Consider the following 20226-nt stretch of genomic DNA (forward strand, 5'->3'; position numbering starts at 1 on the left):
TCATGTGGCTCACCTATATCGCGCGTCGGGTCGGGCAGGGACTGGTCGTGCTCTGGGCGGCGTACACGATCTCGTTCCTCGTCCTGTACCTGCTGCCCGGTGACGCCGCGGCCCTGTTCGCGGGCGGCGCCGACCAGGAAGCGGTCGACCCGGAGCTCGTGGCCCGGCTGCGCGCCGAGCTCGGGCTCGACCGCCCCCTGTGGGAGCAGTACCTCACGGCACTCGGGCGGGCGCTCGTCGGCGACTTCGGCACCTCGACGCAGACCGGGCGCCCCGCCGCCGATCTGCTCGGCGAGGCGCTGCCTCCGACTCTCGCCCTCACCGGCTTCGCGTTCGTGCTGTCCGTCGTGCTGGGTGCGGTGCTCGCGCTCGCGGCTTCGCTCACCCGCATCGCGTGGCTGCGGAACCTGCTGTTCTCCCTTCCGCCGATCGGCGTCTCCATTCCGGTGTTCTGGATCGGTCTCCTGCTGCTGCAGGCGTTCTCGTTCCAGCTGCGCCTGTTCCCGGCGATGGGCGACGACGGCTTCGTGAGTCTCGTCCTGCCCGCCGTGACGATCGCGATCCCCTCGGGCGCGTTCATCGCGCAGCTGCTCTCGCGGAGCCTGCGCTCGACCCTCGCGCAGCCCTACGTCGAAGTCGTCCGCGCGAAGGGTGCCGGCGAGACCCGCGTGCAGTTCGGGCATGCGCTGCGCAACGCCGTCATCCCGACCCTCACGATGGGCGGCGTGCTCGTGGGCGGCCTGCTGTCGGGGGCCGTCGTGACCGAGACCGTGTTCTCGCGGCTGGGCATCGGACGCCTGGTGGTGACCGCCGTCAACAACCGCGACGTTCCGGTCGTGCAGATCGTCGTGGTGTTCGCCGCCCTCGTCTTCGTCGTCGCCAACCTGATCGTCGATCTCGTCTACCCGCTCGTCGACCGCCGCATCACGCTCGCACGCACGGCGTTCGTCGCCGCCTGAGCCGGAGGAATCATGGCCATCACCCTCGACGCCCCCATCCGCCCCGCTGAACCCGCCGATCCCGCCGAATCCGCCGGCCGGGGGCCGAGCGGCGGCCGTCGGCCGCCCCGCACCGGAGCGGATCGGGCACGTGCCGCGCGCGGCATCCGATCATTCCTGCGTCAACCGACGCTCGTGCTCGCCGTCGCGGTGCTCGCCCTGGTCGTGCTGTGGGCGGTCGCGCCGACCTGGTTCACGTCATGGGACCCGATCGAGGGGGTGGCGCGCGACCGGCTGCAGCCGCCGTCGGCCGAGCACCTGTTCGGCACCGACAACCTCGGCCGCGATCTGTTCGCCCGGGTCGTGCACGGATCGGCCACGTCGCTCGCCGCGACGAGCGTCGCCGTCGTCGTGGGGCTCACGGTGGGATCGGTGTTCGGGCTGCTCGCCGGCTTTCTGCGCGGATTCGTCGACGACGTGATCATGCGCTTCATGGACGTGCTCCTCGCGGTCCCGAGCCTGCTGCTCTCGCTGGCCCTCATCACGGCTCTGGGCTTCGGGACGATCAACGTCGCGATCGCGGTCGGACTCGCGAGCGTCGCATCGTTCTCGCGCGTCATGCGCGCGGAGGTGCTGCAGGTCGCAACGTCCGTCTACGTCGAGGCCGCCCGGGTCTCGGGCGTGCGGTGGTACACGATCCTCGCCCGCCACGTCCTGCCGAACGCGTCGGGACCGGTCGTCGCCCTCGCCGCCCTCGAGTTCGGCGTCATGGTGCTGGCCATCTCATCGCTGTCGTTCCTCGGCTTCGGCGCACCGCCGCCGACGCCCGAGTGGGGATCGCTCGTGTCGGGCGGGCGTGACTACCTCGCCGTCGCCTGGTGGCTGACAACGCTCCCGGGACTCGTGATCGTCGCCGTCGTGCTCTCTGCCAACCGCATCTCACGCGCTCTCGAACGCAACGGAGGAACCCGATGACCGCCCCGCTCACACCCCTGCTCGAGGTCGACGGCCTGAGCGTGTCGTACACGGTCGACGGCGAGACGCGCGCGGCGGTGACGGATGTCTCGTTCTCGGTCGACCGCGGAGAGGTCGTCGCCATCGTCGGCGAGTCGGGTTCGGGGAAGAGCACGACCGCGCATGCCGTCATCCATCTGCTCGCACGCAATGCCCGCGTCGACGCCGGTGCCATCCGGTTCGACGGTGAAGACCTCACCGGGCTGTCGCCCCGGGCCTGGCGCGAGGTGCGCGGCCGGAGGATCGGCCTGATCCCGCAGGACCCGGGGACGAGCCTCAACCCCGTCAAACGCGTCGGGCGGCAGGTCGGCGAACCGCTCGTGATCCACGGTCTCGCCTCGCGCCGTGCCGCCGATCGGCAGGCGGTGCAGCTGCTCGGGCTCGCCGGCATCCCCGAGCCCGAGGCCCGGGCGCAGCAGTTCCCGCACCAGTTCTCGGGCGGGATGCGGCAGCGCGCACTCATCGCCGCGGCGCTCGCAGCCGAGCCGCAGCTCGTGATCGCCGATGAGCCGACGAGCGCGCTCGACGTCACGGTGCAGAAGCAGATCCTCGACCACATCGACACGCTCGCCGACACCCTCGGCACCGCGGTGCTGCTCATCACGCACGATCTCGGAGTCGCCGCCGACCGCGCCGACCGCATCGTCGTGATGCAGAACGGCCGGATCGTCGAGCAGGGACCGACCGGCGCCGTGCTCGCGGCTCCGCAGCATCCCTATACCCGCGCACTCATCGCGGCGGCACCGGGACTGCGGGCGGCGGGTCTGCGAACGGCGGATGTGCGGCCTGCAGCGGATGTGCAGCCCGCGCCGCTTCTCGAGGTCACGGGTCTGCGCAAGGAGTTCGCGCTTCCCGGCCGCCGGCGTCTCGTCGCGGTCGACGACGTGTCGTTTACGGTCGGGCGGGGCGAGACCCTCGCCGTCGTGGGCGAGTCGGGGTCGGGCAAGAGCACGACCGCGCGGCTCGCGCTGCGGCTCGAGCAGCCCACGGCCGGCGGCATCCGCTTCGACGGCGTCGACCTCGTGGCCGCTAGGCGCGAGCAGCTGCGGTCGCTCCGTCGCCGGTTCCAACTCGTCTACCAGAGCCCGTACGCCTCGCTCGACCCGCGGTTCACGATCGCGGACGTCGTCGACGAGCCGCTGCGCGCGTTCGGCATCGGCGATCGGACACGACGCGCGGCGCGCGTGCGAGAGCTGCTCGACCGCGTCGCGCTCCCCGCCGACATCGCCGGGCGCCGGCCCGCCGAGCTGTCGGGAGGGCAGCGCCAGCGCGTCGCGATCGCGCGCGCTCTGGCAACCGACCCCGACCTGGTGGTTCTGGACGAGGCGGTCTCGGCCCTCGACGTGTCGGTGCAGGCACAGATCCTCGACCTTCTCGTCGAGCTGCAGCAGCAGCTCGGGGTGTCGTACCTCTTCATCAGCCACGATCTCGCCGTCGTGCGCGAGATCTCGGACCGCGTCGCGGTGATGCGGCAGGGACGCGTCGTCGAGCAGGGAGCGACCGCCACGGTGCTGACGTACCCGCGCGAGGAGTACACGCGCCGTCTGATCAACGCCATCCCCGGACGCGCACGAGAGGCCGTCGCATGAGCGGCACTCCGGGGCTCGCCGAGCAGACGACCGAGCTGTTGCAGCAGCTGATCCGGAACGCCGCGGTCAACGACGGTACCCCCGACTCGGGGCAGGAGTGGCGCCAGGTGCGCACGCTGCAGGAGTTCTTCGCCGGCTCCGGCGTCGAAGGCGTCGTCGTCGAACCGCATCCGGGGCGCGAGTCGTTGATCGTGCGGATCGAGGGCACCGACCGCAGCGCGCCCTCGCTCGCGCTCGTCGGCCACACGGATGTCGTGCCCGTCGAACCGGCCGGCTGGGAGCGCGATCCGTTCGGCGCCGAGATCGTCGACGACGTGCTGTGGGGACGCGGGGCGATCGACATGCTGAATCTCACCGCGGCCTACGCCGTCGTCACGCGGGCTATCGCGACGAGCGGCTTCCGTCCGCGCGGCGACCTCGTGTTCGCGGCCGTGGCCGACGAGGAGAGCGGCAGCAGGTTCGGTGTCGGCTGGCTCACCGAACACCGACTCGACCTCATCGACGCCGACTACGTCCTGACCGAGTCGGGCGGCGCGCACGCCGGCTCCACGCCGGCGCTCGGCGTCATGATCGGCGAGAAGGGCGGAGCCGGCCGACTGCTGCGGGTGCGCGGCGTGCCGGGCCACGGCTCCGCGCCGTGGGGGACCCGCAACGCCGGCGTGATCGCAGCCGAGGCGATGACGCGGCTCGCGCGATTCCGCGGCCCCACGGTCATCACGCCGCAGTGGCGCGCCTACGCGGAGGCCCTCGAGCTCGAGCCCGACGTGAGTGCGGCGGTCACCGATCCTGCCCGGTTCTTCGAGGGCGTCGACGCGCTCGGAGACCTCAACGGCTTCGCGCACGCCTCGACGCACACGACCATCTCGCCCAACGTGGTGCGCGCGGGCGAGAAGGCCAACGTCATCCCCGGCGAGGCGACCGTGCAGCTCGACATCCGGATCTTGCCGGGTGTGACGCGCGACGACGTCCACGGCTACCTGCGCGAGGCGCTCGGCGATCTGCTCGAGCACATCGAGATCGAGGGCGACTGGTTCGGCGAGTCGACGATCTCGCCGACGGACACGCCGTTGTTCGCGGCGCTCGGAAGCGCCGTGCGCCGGGCCTACCCCGGCGCGGAGCTGCTTCCGATGCTCGGCATCGGCGGCACCGACGGCCGGTTCTACCGGCGCCGCGGCATCCCGGCCTACGGGTTCGGCGTGCTCAGCGAACGCTGGGACTACGGGACCTTCCGCCGGCTGTTCCACGGCCACAACGAGCGCATCGACCTGGCCTCGCTCGACCTCACCGTCCACGCGCTCGACCACGTCGTGCGTACCTTCCACGATCAGGAGAACACATGAGCACGACGACCGACGACCGCATCCCCGGCGGCACGATCGACCGCGCGGCCTTCGGTCGCGACTGGGAGACCTGGCACCGCGAGCACGAGGCGCGGCGGGCCGACCCCCACGGCTTCCTCGCGGTGACGGGGCTGCACTGGCTCGGCGATGCCGCCGTCACGCTGCCCGACGCACCCGGCACGTGGACGCTCGGGCCCGACGGGCCGGTCGTGAGACTGGCCGACGGCGAGACGCTCGACCTCGACGGCGAGACGCTGCGCGGCGAGCACGCCTTCGGCGACATCCCCGAGCGCGGCGGCGTGAACCTCGGCTTCGTCGACGGCGACGTCACCGGGGTGATCGAGCTCGCACAGCGGGGCGGTCACACGATCGTGCGTCCGCGGCGCCCCGACCATCCCTTCCTGGCGTCGTACACCGGCACACCCACGTACGTTCCCAATCCGCGCTGGCGGGTCGCGGCGCGGTTCCGGGCGTTCGACGAGCCCCGTCCGACCGAGGTCGGCGCAGCCGTCGACGGTCTCACGCACGTGTACGAGGCTCCGGGAGTGCTGGAGTTCTCGTGGCGCGGTGAGACGTTCTCGCTGACCGCTTTCCCGGGCCACGCCGGGCCGGGAAGCCTGCTCGTCCTCTTCACCGACGCGACGAGCGGACTCACGACGTACGCCGCGAACCGGTCGGTCTCGGTCGCGGCGCCCGACGCCGACGGCTGGACGGTCATCGACTTCAACCGCGCCGTGAACCTGCCGTGCGCCTACACCGACCACGCGACGTGTCCCCTGCCCCCGGCGGAGAACCGGCTGCCGATCGGCATCGAGGCGGGCGAGAAGACTCCGCTCGCCCGCGTCAGCGCCGACACGGAGGTGTCACGATGAGGTTCCAACTGCTCGACATCGTGCCCTACCGCCCCGATCCCGTCACCGGCCGCCAGGTGTCACCGGCCGATCGGTTCGCCGAGACCCTCGAGCAGGCGGTCCGGGCCGAGGAGTGGGGGCTGGATGCCGTCGCCGTGGGCGAACGCCACGCGGGCCACTTCATCTCGTCGTCGCCGACCGTGCTGCTCGCGGCGATCGCGGCGCGCACCAGCCGCATCCGCCTCAACTCAGGCGTCACCGTGCTGTCGGTCCTCGATCCCGTTCGGGTCGCCGAGGATTACGCGACGATCGATCAGCTCTCGCGCGGCCGCCTGGACATCACGATCGGAAAGGGGAACGAGGTCGCGCAGTTCCCGCTGTTCGGACTCGACATCGACGATCAGTGGGAGCTGCTGGCCGACAAGTACGCGCTCCTGCGCACCCTCTGGCGCCACGAGGGCGTGTCGTGGGCGGGCTCGCCCTACACGCGACCGCTGACGGATGTCACGACACTCCCCCGCCCGTTCGCCGGTGCGCCGCGGGTCTGGCACGGCTCGGCGACCACCCTGTTCTCGGCGGCGCTGGCCGCGCAGTACGGCGATCCGCTGTTCAGCGCGAACGCCATCCAACCGCTCGAGAACTACGGCGTGCTCGTCGACCACTACCGCGCCGAGTTCGCCCGGCACGGGCACGATCCCCGCGGCGCCTTCGTCGGCGCCGGGTCGGGCGCGCTCTTCATCGCCGACACCACCCAGGAGGCCGTCGCGGCCTACGGCCCGGTGTACAACGCGCTCGTCGCCGCGACGAACGTGCCGGGCAACAACACCCCGTTCCGCGACATCGAGCACGCCGTCGCCGACGGGCCGGCCCTCGTCGGCACGCCGCAGCAGGTGATCGACAAGATCGCACGTTTCCACGGTCGACTGGGGCACGACCTGCAGTCGATCAGCCTGCCTACGACGGTGCCCTTCCCGCGCCAGCTGGAGATCCTGCATCGCTTCGCCACAGAGGTCGCCCCGGTGCTTCGGCGCGAGCTGCCGACAGACCTGTGGACCGAGCGCGACCCCGCCGCAGGTCGGGCGCAGACCGCCGCCGCCGACCAGGTGGCCGTGCCCGCGTGAGTTCCCGGGCGGCGCTGTGGGCGTGCGTGGCGGCCGGCTTCGCGACGCTGTTCGACGCGACCGTCATCACGTACGCGGCGCCGGATGTCGCGGCATCCCTCGACGCGTCGACCGCCGGCGTGCAGTGGCTGCTCGCGTCGTTCTCCCTCACGTTCGGCCTGGGGCTGATCCCCTCGGGCCGACTGGGCGACGTGTACGGGCGGCGCCGGCTGTTCGTGCTCGGCCTGGCGGTCTTCCTGGTCGGCGGACTCGTGGCGGTGACGGCTCCATCGATCGGGCTGTTGGTGGCGGCCCGCTTCGTCCAGGGCCTGGGTGCGGGTGTCATCAGTGCGCAGGTGCTGGGCACGATCCAGGACCTGTTCACCGGGGCAGCCCGCTTGCGGGCGCTCGGCGCCTACACGGCGACGGGAGCCCTCGCGGGGCTGCTCGGGCCGGTGGCAGCGGCCCTGGTGTCGACCGCCGCACGGGCGGACGGAGCCTGGCCAGACGGAGGGTGGACGGACGGGGCCTGGCGCATCGTGCTGCTGATGCCGCTGCCGTTCGTGCTCGCGGCGCTCGCGCTCGGGGCTCGCGGACTGCCGGGTCCCGTCCGCCGTGGTCCGTCGGACGGGCGCCGCGTCGCCCTCGACCTGCCCGGCATCGTGCTGCTCTGCGCGATCGTCGTGGCGGCGACCCTGCCGGTCGTCGAACCCGGCCTCTCGGGAGTCGCCGGGATCATCGTTGCGGCCGCCGCCGCCGTGCTGATCGTGGCCCTCGTCGCGTGGGAGCGTCACTACGGCCAGCGGGGACGGCTTCCGCTGTTCGCGCCGGCCCTCGTGCGCTCGCGCGGCTTCGTCGCGGGCAACGTCTCGGCGCTGCTGTGGTTCGGCAGCGGCATGGCCTTCGCCTCGGCGGCGACCCTGTACTTCCTGCAGCGTCCCGGGCTGACGCCGTTCGCGATCGCCCTGCTCTTCGCCCCGGGGGCGGTGGCCAGACTGGTGGCCTCTCTGCTGAGCCAGCGGGTGTTCGCGAGGATCGGCACGGCGACCGTGTCGCTCGGGCTGACGATCCAGCTCCTGTTGCTGGCGCTGATCGCGGTGGCGGCGCCGCTCGTCGACGACGGCGCGCTGCTGGTCGTCGCGGTTGCGGCCCAGATCGGCCTCGGGTTCGCCGGCGGGCTGGTCGAGCCGCCGATCCGCGCGCTCACGCTGTCGTTCGCGTCGGCGCGACTGCATGGCGTCGCGGCATCCTTCCTGCAGCTGACGCAGCGGCTGGCGGCGACGTTCCTCGTGGCGCTGACGACCGGCATCCTGCTGACCGCCGGCGGCCAGGCGACGGCCGGTTCGCTGCAGGCCGCGGTCGCCGTCTGCGCGTTCGCGAGCGCCCTGTCGCTCGCGGCCGCGCTGCACCCCGCGCTCCGCGGCACCCCCGTCGAGTCGCCAGGAATTGCGGATACGGCGGGGCCAGGACCCGCAGTTCGTGGCGAGTCGACCGGGGGTGTCGCAGGGTCAGAGGGGATCAGGCTGAGACGGTGACCAGCACCCGCTGCCAGCCGCTCGAGCCGTCGGGGGCGATGGGGGCGCGCTCCTCGATCTGCGTGTCGCCGTTCTTGTTGACCGCGCGCACCTCGACGTAGTGGGTGCCCGCTTCGGCCTGCCACTCGAGCATCCACTGCACCCAGGTGTCGGCATTGATCGGAGTCGAGAGCGTCGCGGCCTGCCAGTCGCCGTCGTCGATGCGCACTTCGACGCGCTCGATGCCGACGGTCTGCGCCCACGCCATCCCGGCGATCGCGACGGTTCCCGCCGCCACCGGGGTACCCGTGCGCGGAGTGTCGATGCGGGAGGAGAACTTGATCGGAGCTTCGGCCGCGTATCCGCGCGGAGTCCAGTACGCCTCGTCGGCCTCGAACGTCGTGACCTTGAGCTCGGTGACCCACTTCGTCGCCGAGACGTAGCCGTACAGCCCGGGAACGACCATGCGCACCGGGAAACCGTGCTCGAGCGGAAGCGGCTCGCCGTTCATCTTCACGGCGAAGATCGCGTCGCGCGCATCGTCGGTCAGAGCTTCGAGCGGGGTGGACGCCGTGTAGCCGTCGACGCTCTTCGAGAGCACCATGTCGGCGCCGGACTGCGGGCCGGCCATGCGCAGGATGTCGCGGATCGGGACGCCCTGCCAGATCGCGTTACCCACCAGCCCGCCACCGACCTCGTTCGAGACGCAGGTGAGCGTCACGGCGTACTCGTCGAGGCCCATGCCGACGAGGTCGTCGAAGCTCAGCTCGACGCGTTGGTCGACCATGCCGTCGATGACGAGACGCCACGTGGTGGGGTCGACCGAGGGCACGGTGAGCGCCGTGTCGACGCGGTAGAAATCGGCGTTCGGGGTGATGAGCGGCGAGATGCCCTCGACCTCGAGCTCGGCGCCGTCGGGAATCGTGACGGTCGACCGCGGCTCGGGGATGCGCAGCTCGCGGCGCAGGGCGTCGACCGACGCGGACGTCGCGTTGAGCAGACGTGCGCCGACGCCGACGATGACCGCCGCGATGCCGACGCCTCCCGTCGCGACGAGGAACGAACGGCGACCGAGGCCGCGCTGCTCGGCGGCCGGTGCCGCGGGAGTGTCGGCATCAGCGGCATCCGCGGCGCCCGCCCAGCGCCGGAGGCGCGTGATGAGGAACACCAGGACGAGCACTCCGACGAGCGTCCCGACCACGGGCGGCACGAACGCGAGAGGACTGGCGCCGGTTCGAGTGATGATCGCCGCGGTCGAGATCACCCCGGCGAGGGCGATGACGATGACTCCGAAGGGCCGGACGAAGAACTGCAGGATGCCGGCGATCGCCGCGGCGATGACGACGGCGAGCGCGAGGCTGCCCAGCAGGACGATCTTGTCGGCCGAGCCGAAGGTCGCGATCGCGAACTCCTTGAGGGGTTGCGGCACGATGTCGATGACGAAGGCGCCCACCGCGAGGATCGGGCTGCTCTCGCGCGCGACGAGCAGCGCGATCAGCTCGGCGACCGCGAGGAAGGCGGCCGCGCTGACGATGCCGGCGAGTGCGCTCCAGAGGCCCCAGACCCAGCGACGGGTCTTCGCCTCGTTCGCGGATGCGGTCGATTTCGCCATCGCTGTCGCCTCTCGATCGGCAGATCACTCCTACCGTGCATAGTGTCTTCGTCGCCGAGCCCGCAACGGATGGAAATTCGGCGGTGTCGATGCCGCGAGAACGCACCGCCATCGCGAGGACGCACCCTGCACCGTGCGTCTTCGCCGGGAGGGTGCGTTCTCGGCGATCGTGCCAGGGGGCTCGGGGCTACAGGGTCTTGGCGAAGCAGCGGGAGAACGCGTACTCGGTGTACGGGGCGTAGATCGGGATCGGGGTGTAGCCGAGGCGCTCGTACAGGACGACGGCGTCGTGCTGGCGGTCGCCGGTCTGCAGGATGACGCGCGCCGCGCCCCGGTCGCGGGCGATGCGTTCGAGCTCGGCGAGCAGTGCCCGGCTCGCGCCGAGACCGCGGGCCCGAGGGCGGACATACACGCGCTTGATCTCGAGATCGCGGATGCCGTCGTGCTCGAGATCGCGCAGCGCGCCGTGGCCGATTGCTTCGCCCGCGGCATCCGTCACGAGCACCGTCGCCACGATCGTCGTGGGATCGAGGGCGAACGCTCGTGCCGACCGAGCGGCGGCCTCGGGGTCGGTCTCGTCGAAGCGGTCGGCGTAGCGCGGGCCGACCTCGCGGTCCATCTCGGCGCGCAGGGCCTCGGCACGCGGGTCGTCGTAGTCGATGTGCTCGAACAGCCACGTCGTGGCCGAGGCGCCTGCAGGAGCGCGGGTTGCGGCGGCAGGCTCGGGCGCGAGGTCGTATCCGAAGGCGAGCAGCTCGATGAAGCGGCCGGGCTCGACCTCGATCCGCCCCTCGCGCTCGGTGAGCCGCGTGAAGCCGAGCTTGGCGTACAGCGCGTGCGCCGCGGTCATCTCGGGTCCGCTGTTCATGACGACGCGGTGCGAACCGCGCTCGCGGGCCAGCTCGATCACGTGCCGCGTGAGCGCCTCGCCGACGCCCCGCCCCCGCGCCTCGGGGGCGACGGCGAGCTGACGGAAGTCGGTCTCGCCGGGCTGCGCGACCCCGGCGAGCGGGCGGTTGGGCCGAGCGACCCACACGGTCCCGAGGATCTCGGGCTCGGCAGCGGCATCCTCCCTCCCGCCGGCGTCCACCGCCACCCACACATCTCCGCTCCGGACGCGCGCGGCGACGTCGCGCAACGAGGCGAGGTAGTGCTCCGAGAGTTCGCCGTAGCTGTGCTGGTAGGCGCGAGCGGTCAGCTCGCCCGCCCGAGCGAACTCCTCGGTGCGGACGAGCCGGATGGTGAGCGCTGTCGCGGTCGATGTCACGAGGTGACGCTACCTCTCACCGAGACCCGATCGCGACGCGGGCCCATTCATGACGCGGGGAGTCCGGGCGGGTTGATCTCGCTCTTCTCGATGCGCTCCGACTCGAGCCCCCAGGTCTCGAGGACCTCGTCGTACTGGCCGCCGGCGATGAGGGCGTTGAGCGCGATCGACACGGGCTCGATCAGGCCGTTGCCCTTCGCGGTGGCCGCGGCGATGTTCGCGGTCTGCGGCCAGCCGCCCGGCACGAGCCCGACGAGCTTGGTGTCGCCCGTCTCCCGCGCCGACCAGGCCGACGTCGCGTTGGGGCCGAAGGTGGCGTCGACGCGGCCGGACTGCAGCGCGAGCACGGCCGCGGCGTTGTCGTCGTAATACTGCAACTCGGCAGGCGCCTCGCCCGCGGCTTCGAGCTCGTCGTTCCAGGCGAGCAGCACCTGCTCCTGGTTGGTGCCCGAGCCGACGACGATCTTCAGGCCCGAGATGTCGGCGGCTTCCTCGATCGTGTCGATGTCGCTGTCGGCGCGGACGTAGAAGCCGAGCAGGTCTTCGCGGTAGCTCGCGAAGTCGTAGAGCTCCTTGCGCTCCTCCGTGACGGTGACGTTCGAGGTGATGAGGTCGTACTTGCCCGACTGGATGCCGAGGGGCCAGTCGGCCCATGCGACGACCACGGGGTTGTACTCGAGGCCGAGCGCTTCGGCGATGAGCGATCCGATGTTGGGCTCGGTTCCGGCGGCCTCGGTCTCTCCCTCGGGGATGTAGCCGAGCGGCGGCAGGTAAGCGGAGTGGGCGACGGTCAGCTTCCCCTCTTCGACCGGCTCGAAACCGCTCGCTTCGAGGGCGGCGACGGCCTCGGCGACGGGCTCGTCGAGGTGCACCCAGTGGATGTCGTCGGTCGCGACGTTCGCCGTCGTCGGTGCGGGCGCGGCGGCCTCGGCCTCGGCAGGCCGGTTGAGGTTCACGGCGGTGACGATGCCGCCGACGATCGCGGCGACCGCGACGACGCCGAGTCCGGCGGCGATGCCCTGCTTCTTACTGATGGCCATGCTGTTGGGTCTCTCTCGAAAAGTGGGGTGCGGGTGGAGGGGTGGGATGGGATGTCAGGCGAGGACCTTGGCGAGGAACTCCTGCACGCGCGGGTGCTTCGGTGCGACGAGCACCTCGGTCGGCGGGCCCTGCTCGATGATCCGGCCGCCATCGAGGAAGACGACGCGGTCGGCGACCTCGCGGGCGAAGCCGATCTCGTGGGTGACGATGATGAGCGTCGTGCCGAGCTGTGCGAGGTCGCGGATGACGTCGAGCACCTCGCCGACGAGCTCGGGGTCGAGCGCGCTCGTCGGCTCATCGAACAGGATCACCTTCGGCTTGAGAGCCAGCGCTCGCGCGATCGCGACGCGCTGCTGCTGCCCGCCGGAGAGCTGGCGCGGGTAGTGACCGGCCTTGTCGCCGAGTCCTACGCGGTCGAGCAGCCCGAGGGCGAGTTCGCGGGCGTCGTCCTTCGAGAGGCGCCCGAGCGCGATGGGCGCCTCGGTGACGTTCTCGAGGGCGGTCAGGTGGGGGAAGAGGTTGAAGTTCTGGAACACGATCCCGATCTGGGTGCGGCGTTCGAGCACGGCCTTCTCGCGCAGCTCGTAGAGCTTGCCGTTGCGCTGCTCGTACCCGATGAACTCGCCGTCGACCGTGACCGATCCGCGGTCGACCGTCTCGAGGTGGTTGATGGTGCGCAGCAGCGTCGACTTGCCCGAGCCGCTCGCGCCGAGGATCGCGACGACCTCGCCCGGCTCGATGGTGAGGTCGATACCGCCGAGCACCTCGACCCCGGCGTAGCTCTTGTGCACATTGTGGATCTCGACGAGACCGCGGGTCATGACTCTCCTCCGGAAGTGGCGCGGCTGGTCGCGAGTGGGCGGGGTGCCGGCGCGTCGTCGCCGAGGCGGGCCCACTGCACGGCGATCCAGCGGCGCGCACGCTGAACGGGCGTGGGCGGCAGAACCCGCACGGATCCCCGCGCGTAGTGACGCTCGATGTAGTACTGCAGGATGCTGAGCACCGTGGTGATGATCGTGTACCAGACCACCGCGACGAGCAGCAGCGGGATGACGCGGCTGTTGCGGTTGTAGATCACCTGCACCGCGTAGAACAGCTCGGGGATCGCGATCACGAACAGGACCGAGGTGCCCTTGACGAGCCCGATCACCTCGTTCGTGGCGTTGGGGATGATCGATCGCATGGCCTGCGGCAGCACGATGCGGCTGAGCCGCCGACGCGGCGGGATGCCGAGGGCGGCGGCCGCCTCGAGCTGGCCTTGGTCGACCGAGAGCAGGCCGCCGCGGATGATCTCGGCGGAGTAGGCCGCCTGGTGCAGGCTCAGGCCGAGCACGCCGGCCGCGAACGCGCTGATCAGCTGCACCGTCGGGAACTCGACGATCCAGAAGTCGGTTGTGAAGGGGGTGCCCAGTCCGAGCGTCGGATACAGGTAGCCGAGGTTGTACCAGACGACCAGCTGCACGACGAGGGGGACCGAGCGGAAGAACCAGATGAAGCCCCACGCCGCGGCGTTGAGCAGCGGCGACTTGGCGAGCCGAGCCAGCGCGAGCACCGTCCCGAGCAGGAATCCGATCGTCGCCGACACCGCCGTGTAGACGAGGGTGAGGCCGAGTCCCTGCAGCACCGGGTCGGAGAAGAAGTACTGCGCGAAGTAGTCCCACTCGTAGTTCTCGTTCGTCACGAGCGACCACACGAACTGGGCCACGACGAACACGACGATCGCCGCGATCGCCCAGCGGAACCAGTGCCGTGTGCGGACGACGGGGATGTCGCCGAGGTCGACGCGCGGCGCGGTCGACGCAGGGTCGCCGACGGCGCGGTCGACGCGCGAGACGGTGTCGGTCATGCGGATCTCCTCGGAACGGCGTGGATGCAGCGGAGGCTGCGGATCGCACGACAGTAGGACTCGGAGGAGCCCGGTGTCGCGGCATCCGCTCACACGACGACACGAAGAGAGATACGGCGTAATACGAGGAACCGGCCCCCAGCGAGAGAGCTTGGGGGCCGGTTCCGAGAGCGGTTCGGGCTACTGCGCCGCCTGCACGATCTCGAGGAGGCTCGGGACGTTGGCGTACGCCTCGGCCGCGTTCTCCTTCGTGACGATCACGGGCTCGAGCAGATAGGCCGGAACGACCTTCACGCCGTTGTCGTACTGCTCGGTGTCGTTGACCTCGGCATCCTCGCCCTGCTGCAGCTCGCCGATCATCTTGACCGTCTGCTCGACCAGCAGCGTCGTGTCCTTGTTGATGGTCGAGTACTGCTCACCGGCCATGATCGACTTCACCGACTCGACCTCGGAGTCCTGACCGGTGACGGTGAAGGTCGCGACATCCTTGCCCGCCTGCTTCACCGAGGTGAGGATGGCACGGGCCAGGGTGTCGTTGGGCGAGAGCACGCCGTCGAGCGTGTCGCTGCTGTAGGTCGACGTCAGGATCGAGTCCATGCGGCTCTGGGCGTTCTCGGCCTTCCAGCCCTGGGTCGCCGTCTGCGCGATCTCGTCCTGACCCGACTTCACGACGAGGGTGCCGTCGTCGATCTTCGGCTGGAGCACGTCGAGCGCGCCGTTGAAGAACACCGCGGAGTTCGCGTCGTCGGGCGAGCCGGAGAACAGCTCGATGTTCCACGGCGCGCCGTGGCCCGACCGCGCCTCGAGCCCGTCGAGCAGCGCCTGCCCCTGCAGCTGACCGACCTTGAAGTTGTCGAACGCGACGTAGTAGTCGACGTTCTCGCTGTTCTCCAGCAGCCGGTCGTAGGCGATGATCTTCACGCCCGCGTCGGCGGCCTGCTGCAGCTGGGTACCCAGCTGCTTGCCGTCCTTCGCGCCGATGACGATGACCTTCGCACCGTTCGTGATCATCGCGGAGATCTGGTTCTGCTGCTCGGCGACTGTGTTCGATGCCGGTGCGTACTGCACGTCGGCCTTGAAGCCGGCGGCCTCGAGGTCCTTCGTGAACAGGTCGCCCGCGAGCACCCAGTTCTCGCTGGTCTTGTCGGGCAAGGCGACGCCGATCGTCGCGTCGGCCGCGAAGCCCGCCGCAGCGGAGGCGTCGCCGCCGGCGCCCGCGTCGGTGCGCGCGTTGGAGCACGCCGACAGGGCCAGCGCCGTGACCGCGAGCGCGGTGACGGCGAGAGCGATCTTCTTCATTGCATTCATCTCTTTTCTTCGGTGCGGAGAGCCATCAGCGAGCGGTGTCGTCATCGACGACCGGCATCGACGGGCTGACTGGTCTCATTGGTTCCGGCGGTCGGCAAGACAGTCGGAGGTGTGGGGGCGTCGGCGCGGGCCCGGCGGCGCGCCGACCAGAGGCCGATGATCGACGGGCGCCCGGTCGCCTTGCTCAGCACGTCGATGCCGACGGCGAGCAGCAGCACGAGGCCCTTAATGACCGATACGAGGTCGGCGCCGGTGCCCACGAGCTGCAGCCCGTTGTTGAGGAAGGCCATCACGAGTCCACCGATGATCGCGCCGATGACGGTGCCGATGCCGCCCGAGACCGCCGCGCCGCCGATGAACACCGCCGCGATGGCGTCGAGCTCCCATCCGTTGCCGTCCTGCGGTCCGGAGGCACCCGAGCGGGCGACGAAGATCATGCCGGCGAGCGAGGCCAGCACCGACATGTTCATCATCACGAAGAAGTCGACGCGCCGGTCCTTCACGCCCGACAGCGTCGCTGCGAGACGGTTGCCGCCGACCGCGTAGATGCGTCGGCCGAACGTCGTGTTGTTGGTGATGAACGAATACAGGATGACGAGGGCGACGAGGATGACGCCCGAGATCGGGAACCCGGTGCCCGGTCGCCCGGTCGCGAACAGGTAGGCGGCGATGAGGATGACGCCGCCCACGACGACGACCTTGAGGATCGAGACCCACAGCGGGGCCGACTCGGCTCCGGTCTTGGCCTGACGCCGGCGCAGGCGGATCTCGTTGACGACGATCCAGAGCGCACCGAGGATGCCGAGCGCGAGGGTCAGCACGTTGAACGGCAACGGGATGAAGGGGAGCTCGGGCAGGTACCCGGCGCCGATCACCTGGAAGTCGGCGGGCACGGCGAGGGTCGTCGACTGCCCGACGATCTGGTTCAAGCCTCGGAAGATCAGCATCCCGGCGAGCGTGACGATGAACGCCGGCACGCCGACGTAGGCGACCCAGAACCCCTGCCAGGCGCCGATGAGCACGCCGACGACGAGCCCGAGCACGATCGCGAGGTACGACGGCAGGTTCCAGTCGGCCATCGACTTGGCGACGACGATGCCGGTGAAGGCGGCGACCGACCCGACCGAGAGGTCGATGTGGCCCATGATGATGACCATCACCATGCCGATCGCGAGGATCAGGATGTAGGAGTTCTGATTGATCGCGTTGATGAGGTTGCCCGACGACAGCGTCAGGCCATTGGTCCAGATCTGGAAGACGAGGATGATCAGCACGAGCGATCCGAGGATGCCGAACTGCCGCAGCGTGGATTGTCCGCCGCCGAACGCTTTGCGGATGTCGGCCAGCCCGCCGGTGCGGACGGGGGCGGTGTCGGGCTGAGTCATGCGGTCACTTTCTTTCCACGGTCTGCGGTCATGCTCCGCATCAGTTCCTCGGGTGTGGCTCTGCGTGCGTCGATCTCGTCGGTGATGCGCCCCTCGAAGACCGTGTAGATGCGGTCTGCCATGCCCAGCAGCTCCGGTAGCTCGCTCGAGATGAGGAGCACGCCCTTCCCCTGAGCGGCGAGGTCGTTGATGATCGAGTAGATCTCGTACTTCGCCCCGACGTCGATGCCGCGGGTGGGCTCGTCGAGGATGAGCAGGTCGGGATCGGTGAACATCCATTTGGCGAGGACAACCTTCTGCTGGTTGCCGCCCGAGAGCTTCGAGACGCCGTTGTCGACGTTCGACGTCTTGATGCGCAGCCTCCCCCGGTAGTCGTCGGCGACGGCGCGCTCTTCGTCCTTATGCAGCACGCCGTGCGGCGCGATCTTGCGGAGCTTCGCCGACACCACCGAGCGACGGATCGGATCGAGCAGGTTGAGCCCGAGCACCTTGCGGTCCTCGCTGACGTATGCGAGCCCGTGCGAGATCGCCGCCGGCACGTCCTTGAGCGTCACGGGCTCGCCGTCGATGAGGATCTGACCGCCCTCGTAGAGGCCGTACGAGCGGCCGAACAGGCTCATCGCGAGCTCGGTGCGGCCCGCGCCCATGAGCCCCGCGAGACCGACGACCTCACCTCGACGAACGGTGAGGTGCGACGACTTCGCGACGAGCCGGTCGGCGTTCAGCGGATGCCGCACCGTCCAGTCGCGCACCTCGAAGAAGACCTCTCCGATCTTCGCGTCGCGCGGCGGGAACCGGTTCTCGAGCGAGCGGCCGACCATGCCGCGGATGATGCGGTCCTCGTCGACGTCGCCGGCGTGGACGTCGAGCGTCTCGATCGTCCGACCGTCGCGGATGATCGTGATCGAGTCGGCGATCTGGGCGATCTCGTTGAGCTTGTGGCTGATGATGATCGAGGTCACGCCGCGGTCTCGCAGATCGGTGATGAGGCCGAGCAGGTGCTGCGAGTCGTTCTCGTTCAGCGCGGCGGTCGGCTCATCGAGAATCAGCAGCTTGACGTTCTTCGACAGGGCCTTGGCGATCTCGACCAGCTGCTGCTTGCCGACGCCGAGCTGCTTGATGGGGGTGGCCGGGTCATCGCGCAGGCCCACGCGTTGCAGCAGCTCACGCGCCCGGGCTCGCGAGGCGTCCCAGTCGATGCGGCCGAACCGCGAGATCTCGTTGCCGATGAAGATGTTCTCCGCGATCGACAGCTCGGGGATGAGGGCGAGCTCCTGATGGATGATCGCGATGCCGGCATCCTCGCTCGCCCGGATGTCGCGGAACTGGGCCGCCTGCCCGTCGAAGACGATGTCGCCCTCATAGGTCCCGTACGGGTAGACCCCCGAGAGCACCTTCATGAGCGTCGACTTGCCGGCGCCGTTCTCGCCGCAGATCGCGTGGATCTCTCCGACCTGCACCGTGAGCGACACGTCGGCGAGGGCGATGACGCCGGGGAAGCGCTTCGTGATGGAGCGCATCTCGAGCAAGGGTCGGCCGGTCGAACTCCGGTCAGGCCGTTCGCGGCCGTGTCCGGGCACGCCGGATTCTGAATCGGTCACCAAAGCTCCTCTGCCCCAGCTCATCGGATGTCAACGTTGTCATCGAGCGACGTCACTCTACGCTCCGCCTTGCGATGTGTGAAGCATCGCCGCACAGATAGAATGTCCCTCGTTGTCATCGGAGGGAGCAGGGATGCCGAATCCGACGCGGGCGACGATTCAGGATGTCGCCCGGCTCGCAGGGGTGAGCGCGAAAACCGTCTCGCGCGTCTTCCACGGTTCGGACCAGGTGCGTCCGGACACGCGCGAGCGGGTGATGGCCGCCGCGGAACGTCTGCGATTCCGCCCGAACCGCGTCGCGCGCGATCTGCGCCGCGGCGGGGTGACCAGCACCGTGGGCTTCGTGATCGGCGACATCCAGAACCCGTTCTACTTCACCGTCGCCGGGGGCATCGAGTACGAGCTGGCGCAGCACGGGTACACGATGCTGCTGGCCACGACGGACGACTCGGCCGAGACCGAGCGCCGCGTGGTCGACGCGGTCCTGTCACAGGGCGTGCGGGCACTGCTGCTGATCCCCGTCGCGGACGATCAGTCGTACCTCGAGGGCGAGCGCCATTTCGGCACGCCGATCGTCGGGGTCGACAGGCCTCTCGAGAACCTGCTGTCCGACACGGTGCTGCTCACCAATCGCGCCGGGATGGCTGAGGCGGTGCGATCGCTGACCGCCCTCGGACACCGCCGGATCGCGTTCGTCGCGAATCCCGCATCGGTGCACACAGTGCGGGAGCGATTGGCGGGGTACCGCGACGCGCTCGCGGAGGTGGGGGTGAGCCCGACCGATCGCTGGCTGAGCCTCGGCGACGACCCGGCGGCGAGCACGCGCGACGCCGTCGTCGAGCTGATGCGTTCGAGTGAGCCGCCGACCGCGATCGTGACGGGCAACAACCGGGCGACGACGGCGACCCTGCAGGCGCTGCGCGATCTCGATTCGCCGTGCGCGCTGATCGGCTTCGATGATTTCGAGCTGGCGGAGATGCTGGGGATCTCTGTCGTCGCGCACGATGCGCACGCGCTCGGCCGAGCCGCAGCGCTGCTCGCGATCGATCGGATCGACCGCCCGACGGCGCCGCCGCGACGCGTCGAGATCGCGACTTCGCTGGTGCAGCGCGGGTCGGGCGAGCGTCCGCCGCACGGCTGAAACATCGACGGAGTAGCGTTCGCTCGTGATCCCGTTCGAGAACCTGCTGGCGTTCCTCCTCGCGGCTGTCGTCATCATCGTGATCCCCGGGCCGAGCGTGCTGTTCGTCATCGGGCGGTCGATCGCGTTGGGGCGCCGGGCCGGGGTGCTGAGCGTCATCGGCAATGCCCTCGGCACCGTGCCCGCTGTGATCGCGGTGGCGTTCGGCGTCGGTGCGATCGTCGCGTCATCGGTCGCAGCGTTCACCGTGATCAAACTCGTGGGCGCCGCCTACCTGGTGTGGTTGGGCGTGCAGGCGATCCGCCATCGCCACGTGCGGGTCGACGCTCCGGGAGGCGAACGGACCTCGTCGACGCGTCTGCTCACCCAAGGGTTCGTCGTCGGCATGACCAACCCGAAGACGATCGCGTTCTTCGTAGCGGTGCTGCCGCAGTTCGTCGCCCCCGAAGCTGGTCCGATCTGGATGCAGCTCCTCGCGCTCGGCCTCCTCTTCCAGGTGCTCGCCGTCGTCTGCGACAGTTTGTGGGCGCTGGCTGCGGGAACGGCCCGCGCCTGGTTCGCCGACTCGCCGCGGCGCATGTCGACGCTCGCGGGAACGGGCGGCGTGATGATGATCGGCCTCGGCGGCACCCTTGCGTTCGCCGGCTCGAAGAGCTGACCGCATGTCGCACAGGCTGAC

Annotated in this window: 17 protein-coding genes; 9 read left to right on the forward strand and 8 right to left on the reverse strand. The window is 70.1% G+C overall.

Annotation, left to right across the window (positions count from 1 at the left end; translation table 11 throughout):
- The first annotated feature begins 2 nt into the window (after nt 1-2).
- The 7 genes from CBF90_RS01210 to CBF90_RS01240 are packed head-to-tail and all read left to right on the forward strand — an operon-like array spanning nt 3 to nt 8367.
- Entirely contained in the window at nt 3-959 is a 957-nt protein-coding gene (locus tag CBF90_RS01210; RefSeq protein ID WP_088379878.1) for an ABC transporter permease, read from the forward strand.
- Nucleotides 960-971: 12 nt separating this feature from the next.
- Nucleotides 972-1913 (forward strand): ABC transporter permease, encoded by a 942-nt coding sequence (locus tag CBF90_RS01215; RefSeq protein ID WP_084670355.1) that lies wholly within the window; start codon nt 972-974, stop codon nt 1911-1913.
- Nucleotides 1910-3541 (forward strand): ABC transporter ATP-binding protein, encoded by a 1632-nt coding sequence (locus CBF90_RS01220; protein ID WP_088379708.1) that lies wholly within the window; start codon nt 1910-1912, stop codon nt 3539-3541. The genes CBF90_RS01215 and CBF90_RS01220 overlap by 4 nt, the downstream gene beginning before the upstream one ends.
- Nucleotides 3538-4881 (forward strand): M20/M25/M40 family metallo-hydrolase, encoded by a 1344-nt coding sequence (locus CBF90_RS01225; protein WP_023953295.1) that lies wholly within the window; start codon nt 3538-3540, stop codon nt 4879-4881. Before CBF90_RS01220 ends, CBF90_RS01225 begins: the two co-directional genes overlap by 4 nt.
- Nucleotides 4878-5753 carry a DUF1684 domain-containing protein gene (locus tag CBF90_RS01230; RefSeq protein ID WP_088379709.1) on the forward strand — a complete coding sequence of 292 codons (876 nt, stop codon included), beginning with the start codon at nt 4878-4880 and terminating at the stop codon, nt 5751-5753. The genes CBF90_RS01225 and CBF90_RS01230 overlap by 4 nt, the downstream gene beginning before the upstream one ends.
- Nucleotides 5750-6853, forward strand: coding sequence for an LLM class flavin-dependent oxidoreductase (locus CBF90_RS01235; protein ID WP_023953297.1), 1104 nt, complete (start codon nt 5750-5752; stop codon nt 6851-6853). Before CBF90_RS01230 ends, CBF90_RS01235 begins: the two co-directional genes overlap by 4 nt.
- Nucleotides 6850-8367, forward strand: coding sequence for an MFS transporter (locus CBF90_RS01240; RefSeq protein ID WP_172407763.1), 1518 nt, complete (start codon nt 6850-6852; stop codon nt 8365-8367). Before CBF90_RS01235 ends, CBF90_RS01240 begins: the two co-directional genes overlap by 4 nt.
- Here CBF90_RS01240 and CBF90_RS01245 read toward each other — a convergent pair.
- The 8 genes from CBF90_RS01245 to mmsA form a co-directional block, all read right to left on the reverse strand.
- The gene (locus CBF90_RS01245; protein WP_088379711.1) at nt 8351-9958 is read right to left on the reverse strand and encodes a molybdopterin-dependent oxidoreductase; all 1608 of its coding nucleotides are present in this window, start codon (nt 9956-9958) and stop codon (nt 8351-8353) included. The two genes, CBF90_RS01240 and CBF90_RS01245, sit on opposite strands and share 17 nt — an antisense overlap.
- Nucleotides 9959-10145: 187 nt before the next feature.
- Nucleotides 10146-11225 (reverse strand): GNAT family N-acetyltransferase, encoded by a 1080-nt coding sequence (locus tag CBF90_RS18555; protein WP_197690549.1) that lies wholly within the window; start codon nt 11223-11225, stop codon nt 10146-10148.
- A 47-nt stretch (nt 11226-11272) separates the two neighbouring features.
- Nucleotides 11273-12265 carry an ABC transporter substrate-binding protein gene (locus tag CBF90_RS01260; protein ID WP_088379712.1) on the reverse strand — a complete coding sequence of 331 codons (993 nt, stop codon included), beginning with the start codon at nt 12263-12265 and terminating at the stop codon, nt 11273-11275.
- Nucleotides 12266-12319: 54 nt separating this feature from the next.
- Nucleotides 12320-13087, reverse strand: coding sequence for an amino acid ABC transporter ATP-binding protein (locus CBF90_RS01265; protein ID WP_088379713.1), 768 nt, complete (start codon nt 13085-13087; stop codon nt 12320-12322).
- A complete protein-coding gene (locus CBF90_RS01270) occupies nt 13084-14112 on the reverse strand; it encodes an amino acid ABC transporter permease (RefSeq protein WP_088379714.1) in 1029 nt (342 codons plus the stop codon). Before CBF90_RS01270 ends, CBF90_RS01265 begins: the two co-directional genes overlap by 4 nt.
- A 180-nt stretch (nt 14113-14292) precedes the next feature.
- Nucleotides 14293-15411, reverse strand: coding sequence for a sugar-binding protein (locus tag CBF90_RS01275; protein WP_023953308.1), 1119 nt, complete (start codon nt 15409-15411; stop codon nt 14293-14295).
- Nucleotides 15412-15461: 50 nt separating this feature from the next.
- Nucleotides 15462-16805, reverse strand: coding sequence for a multiple monosaccharide ABC transporter permease (gene mmsB / locus CBF90_RS01280; protein WP_071918789.1), 1344 nt, complete (start codon nt 16803-16805; stop codon nt 15462-15464).
- Nucleotides 16802-18325: a multiple monosaccharide ABC transporter ATP-binding protein gene (gene mmsA / locus CBF90_RS01285; RefSeq protein ID WP_242435559.1), complete on the reverse strand. Its 1524-nt coding sequence runs from the start codon at nt 18323-18325 to the stop codon at nt 16802-16804. Before mmsA ends, mmsB begins: the two co-directional genes overlap by 4 nt.
- Before the next feature lie 214 nt (nt 18326-18539).
- On the opposite strand from mmsA, the gene CBF90_RS01290 reads away from it, so the two are divergent.
- Together CBF90_RS01290 and CBF90_RS01295 are read left to right on the forward strand one after the other, a co-directional pair.
- Entirely contained in the window at nt 18540-19547 is a 1008-nt protein-coding gene (locus CBF90_RS01290; RefSeq protein WP_023953314.1) for a LacI family DNA-binding transcriptional regulator, read from the forward strand.
- 25 nt (nt 19548-19572) lie between these two features.
- A complete protein-coding gene (locus tag CBF90_RS01295) occupies nt 19573-20205 on the forward strand; it encodes a LysE family translocator (protein WP_064955250.1) in 633 nt (210 codons plus the stop codon).
- Nucleotides 20206-20226: the final 21 nt, after the last annotated feature.

It is taken from the genome of Microbacterium sp. AISO3, from assembly GCF_002204305.1.
Lineage (GTDB): Bacteria > Actinomycetota > Actinomycetes > Actinomycetales > Microbacteriaceae > Microbacterium > Microbacterium arborescens.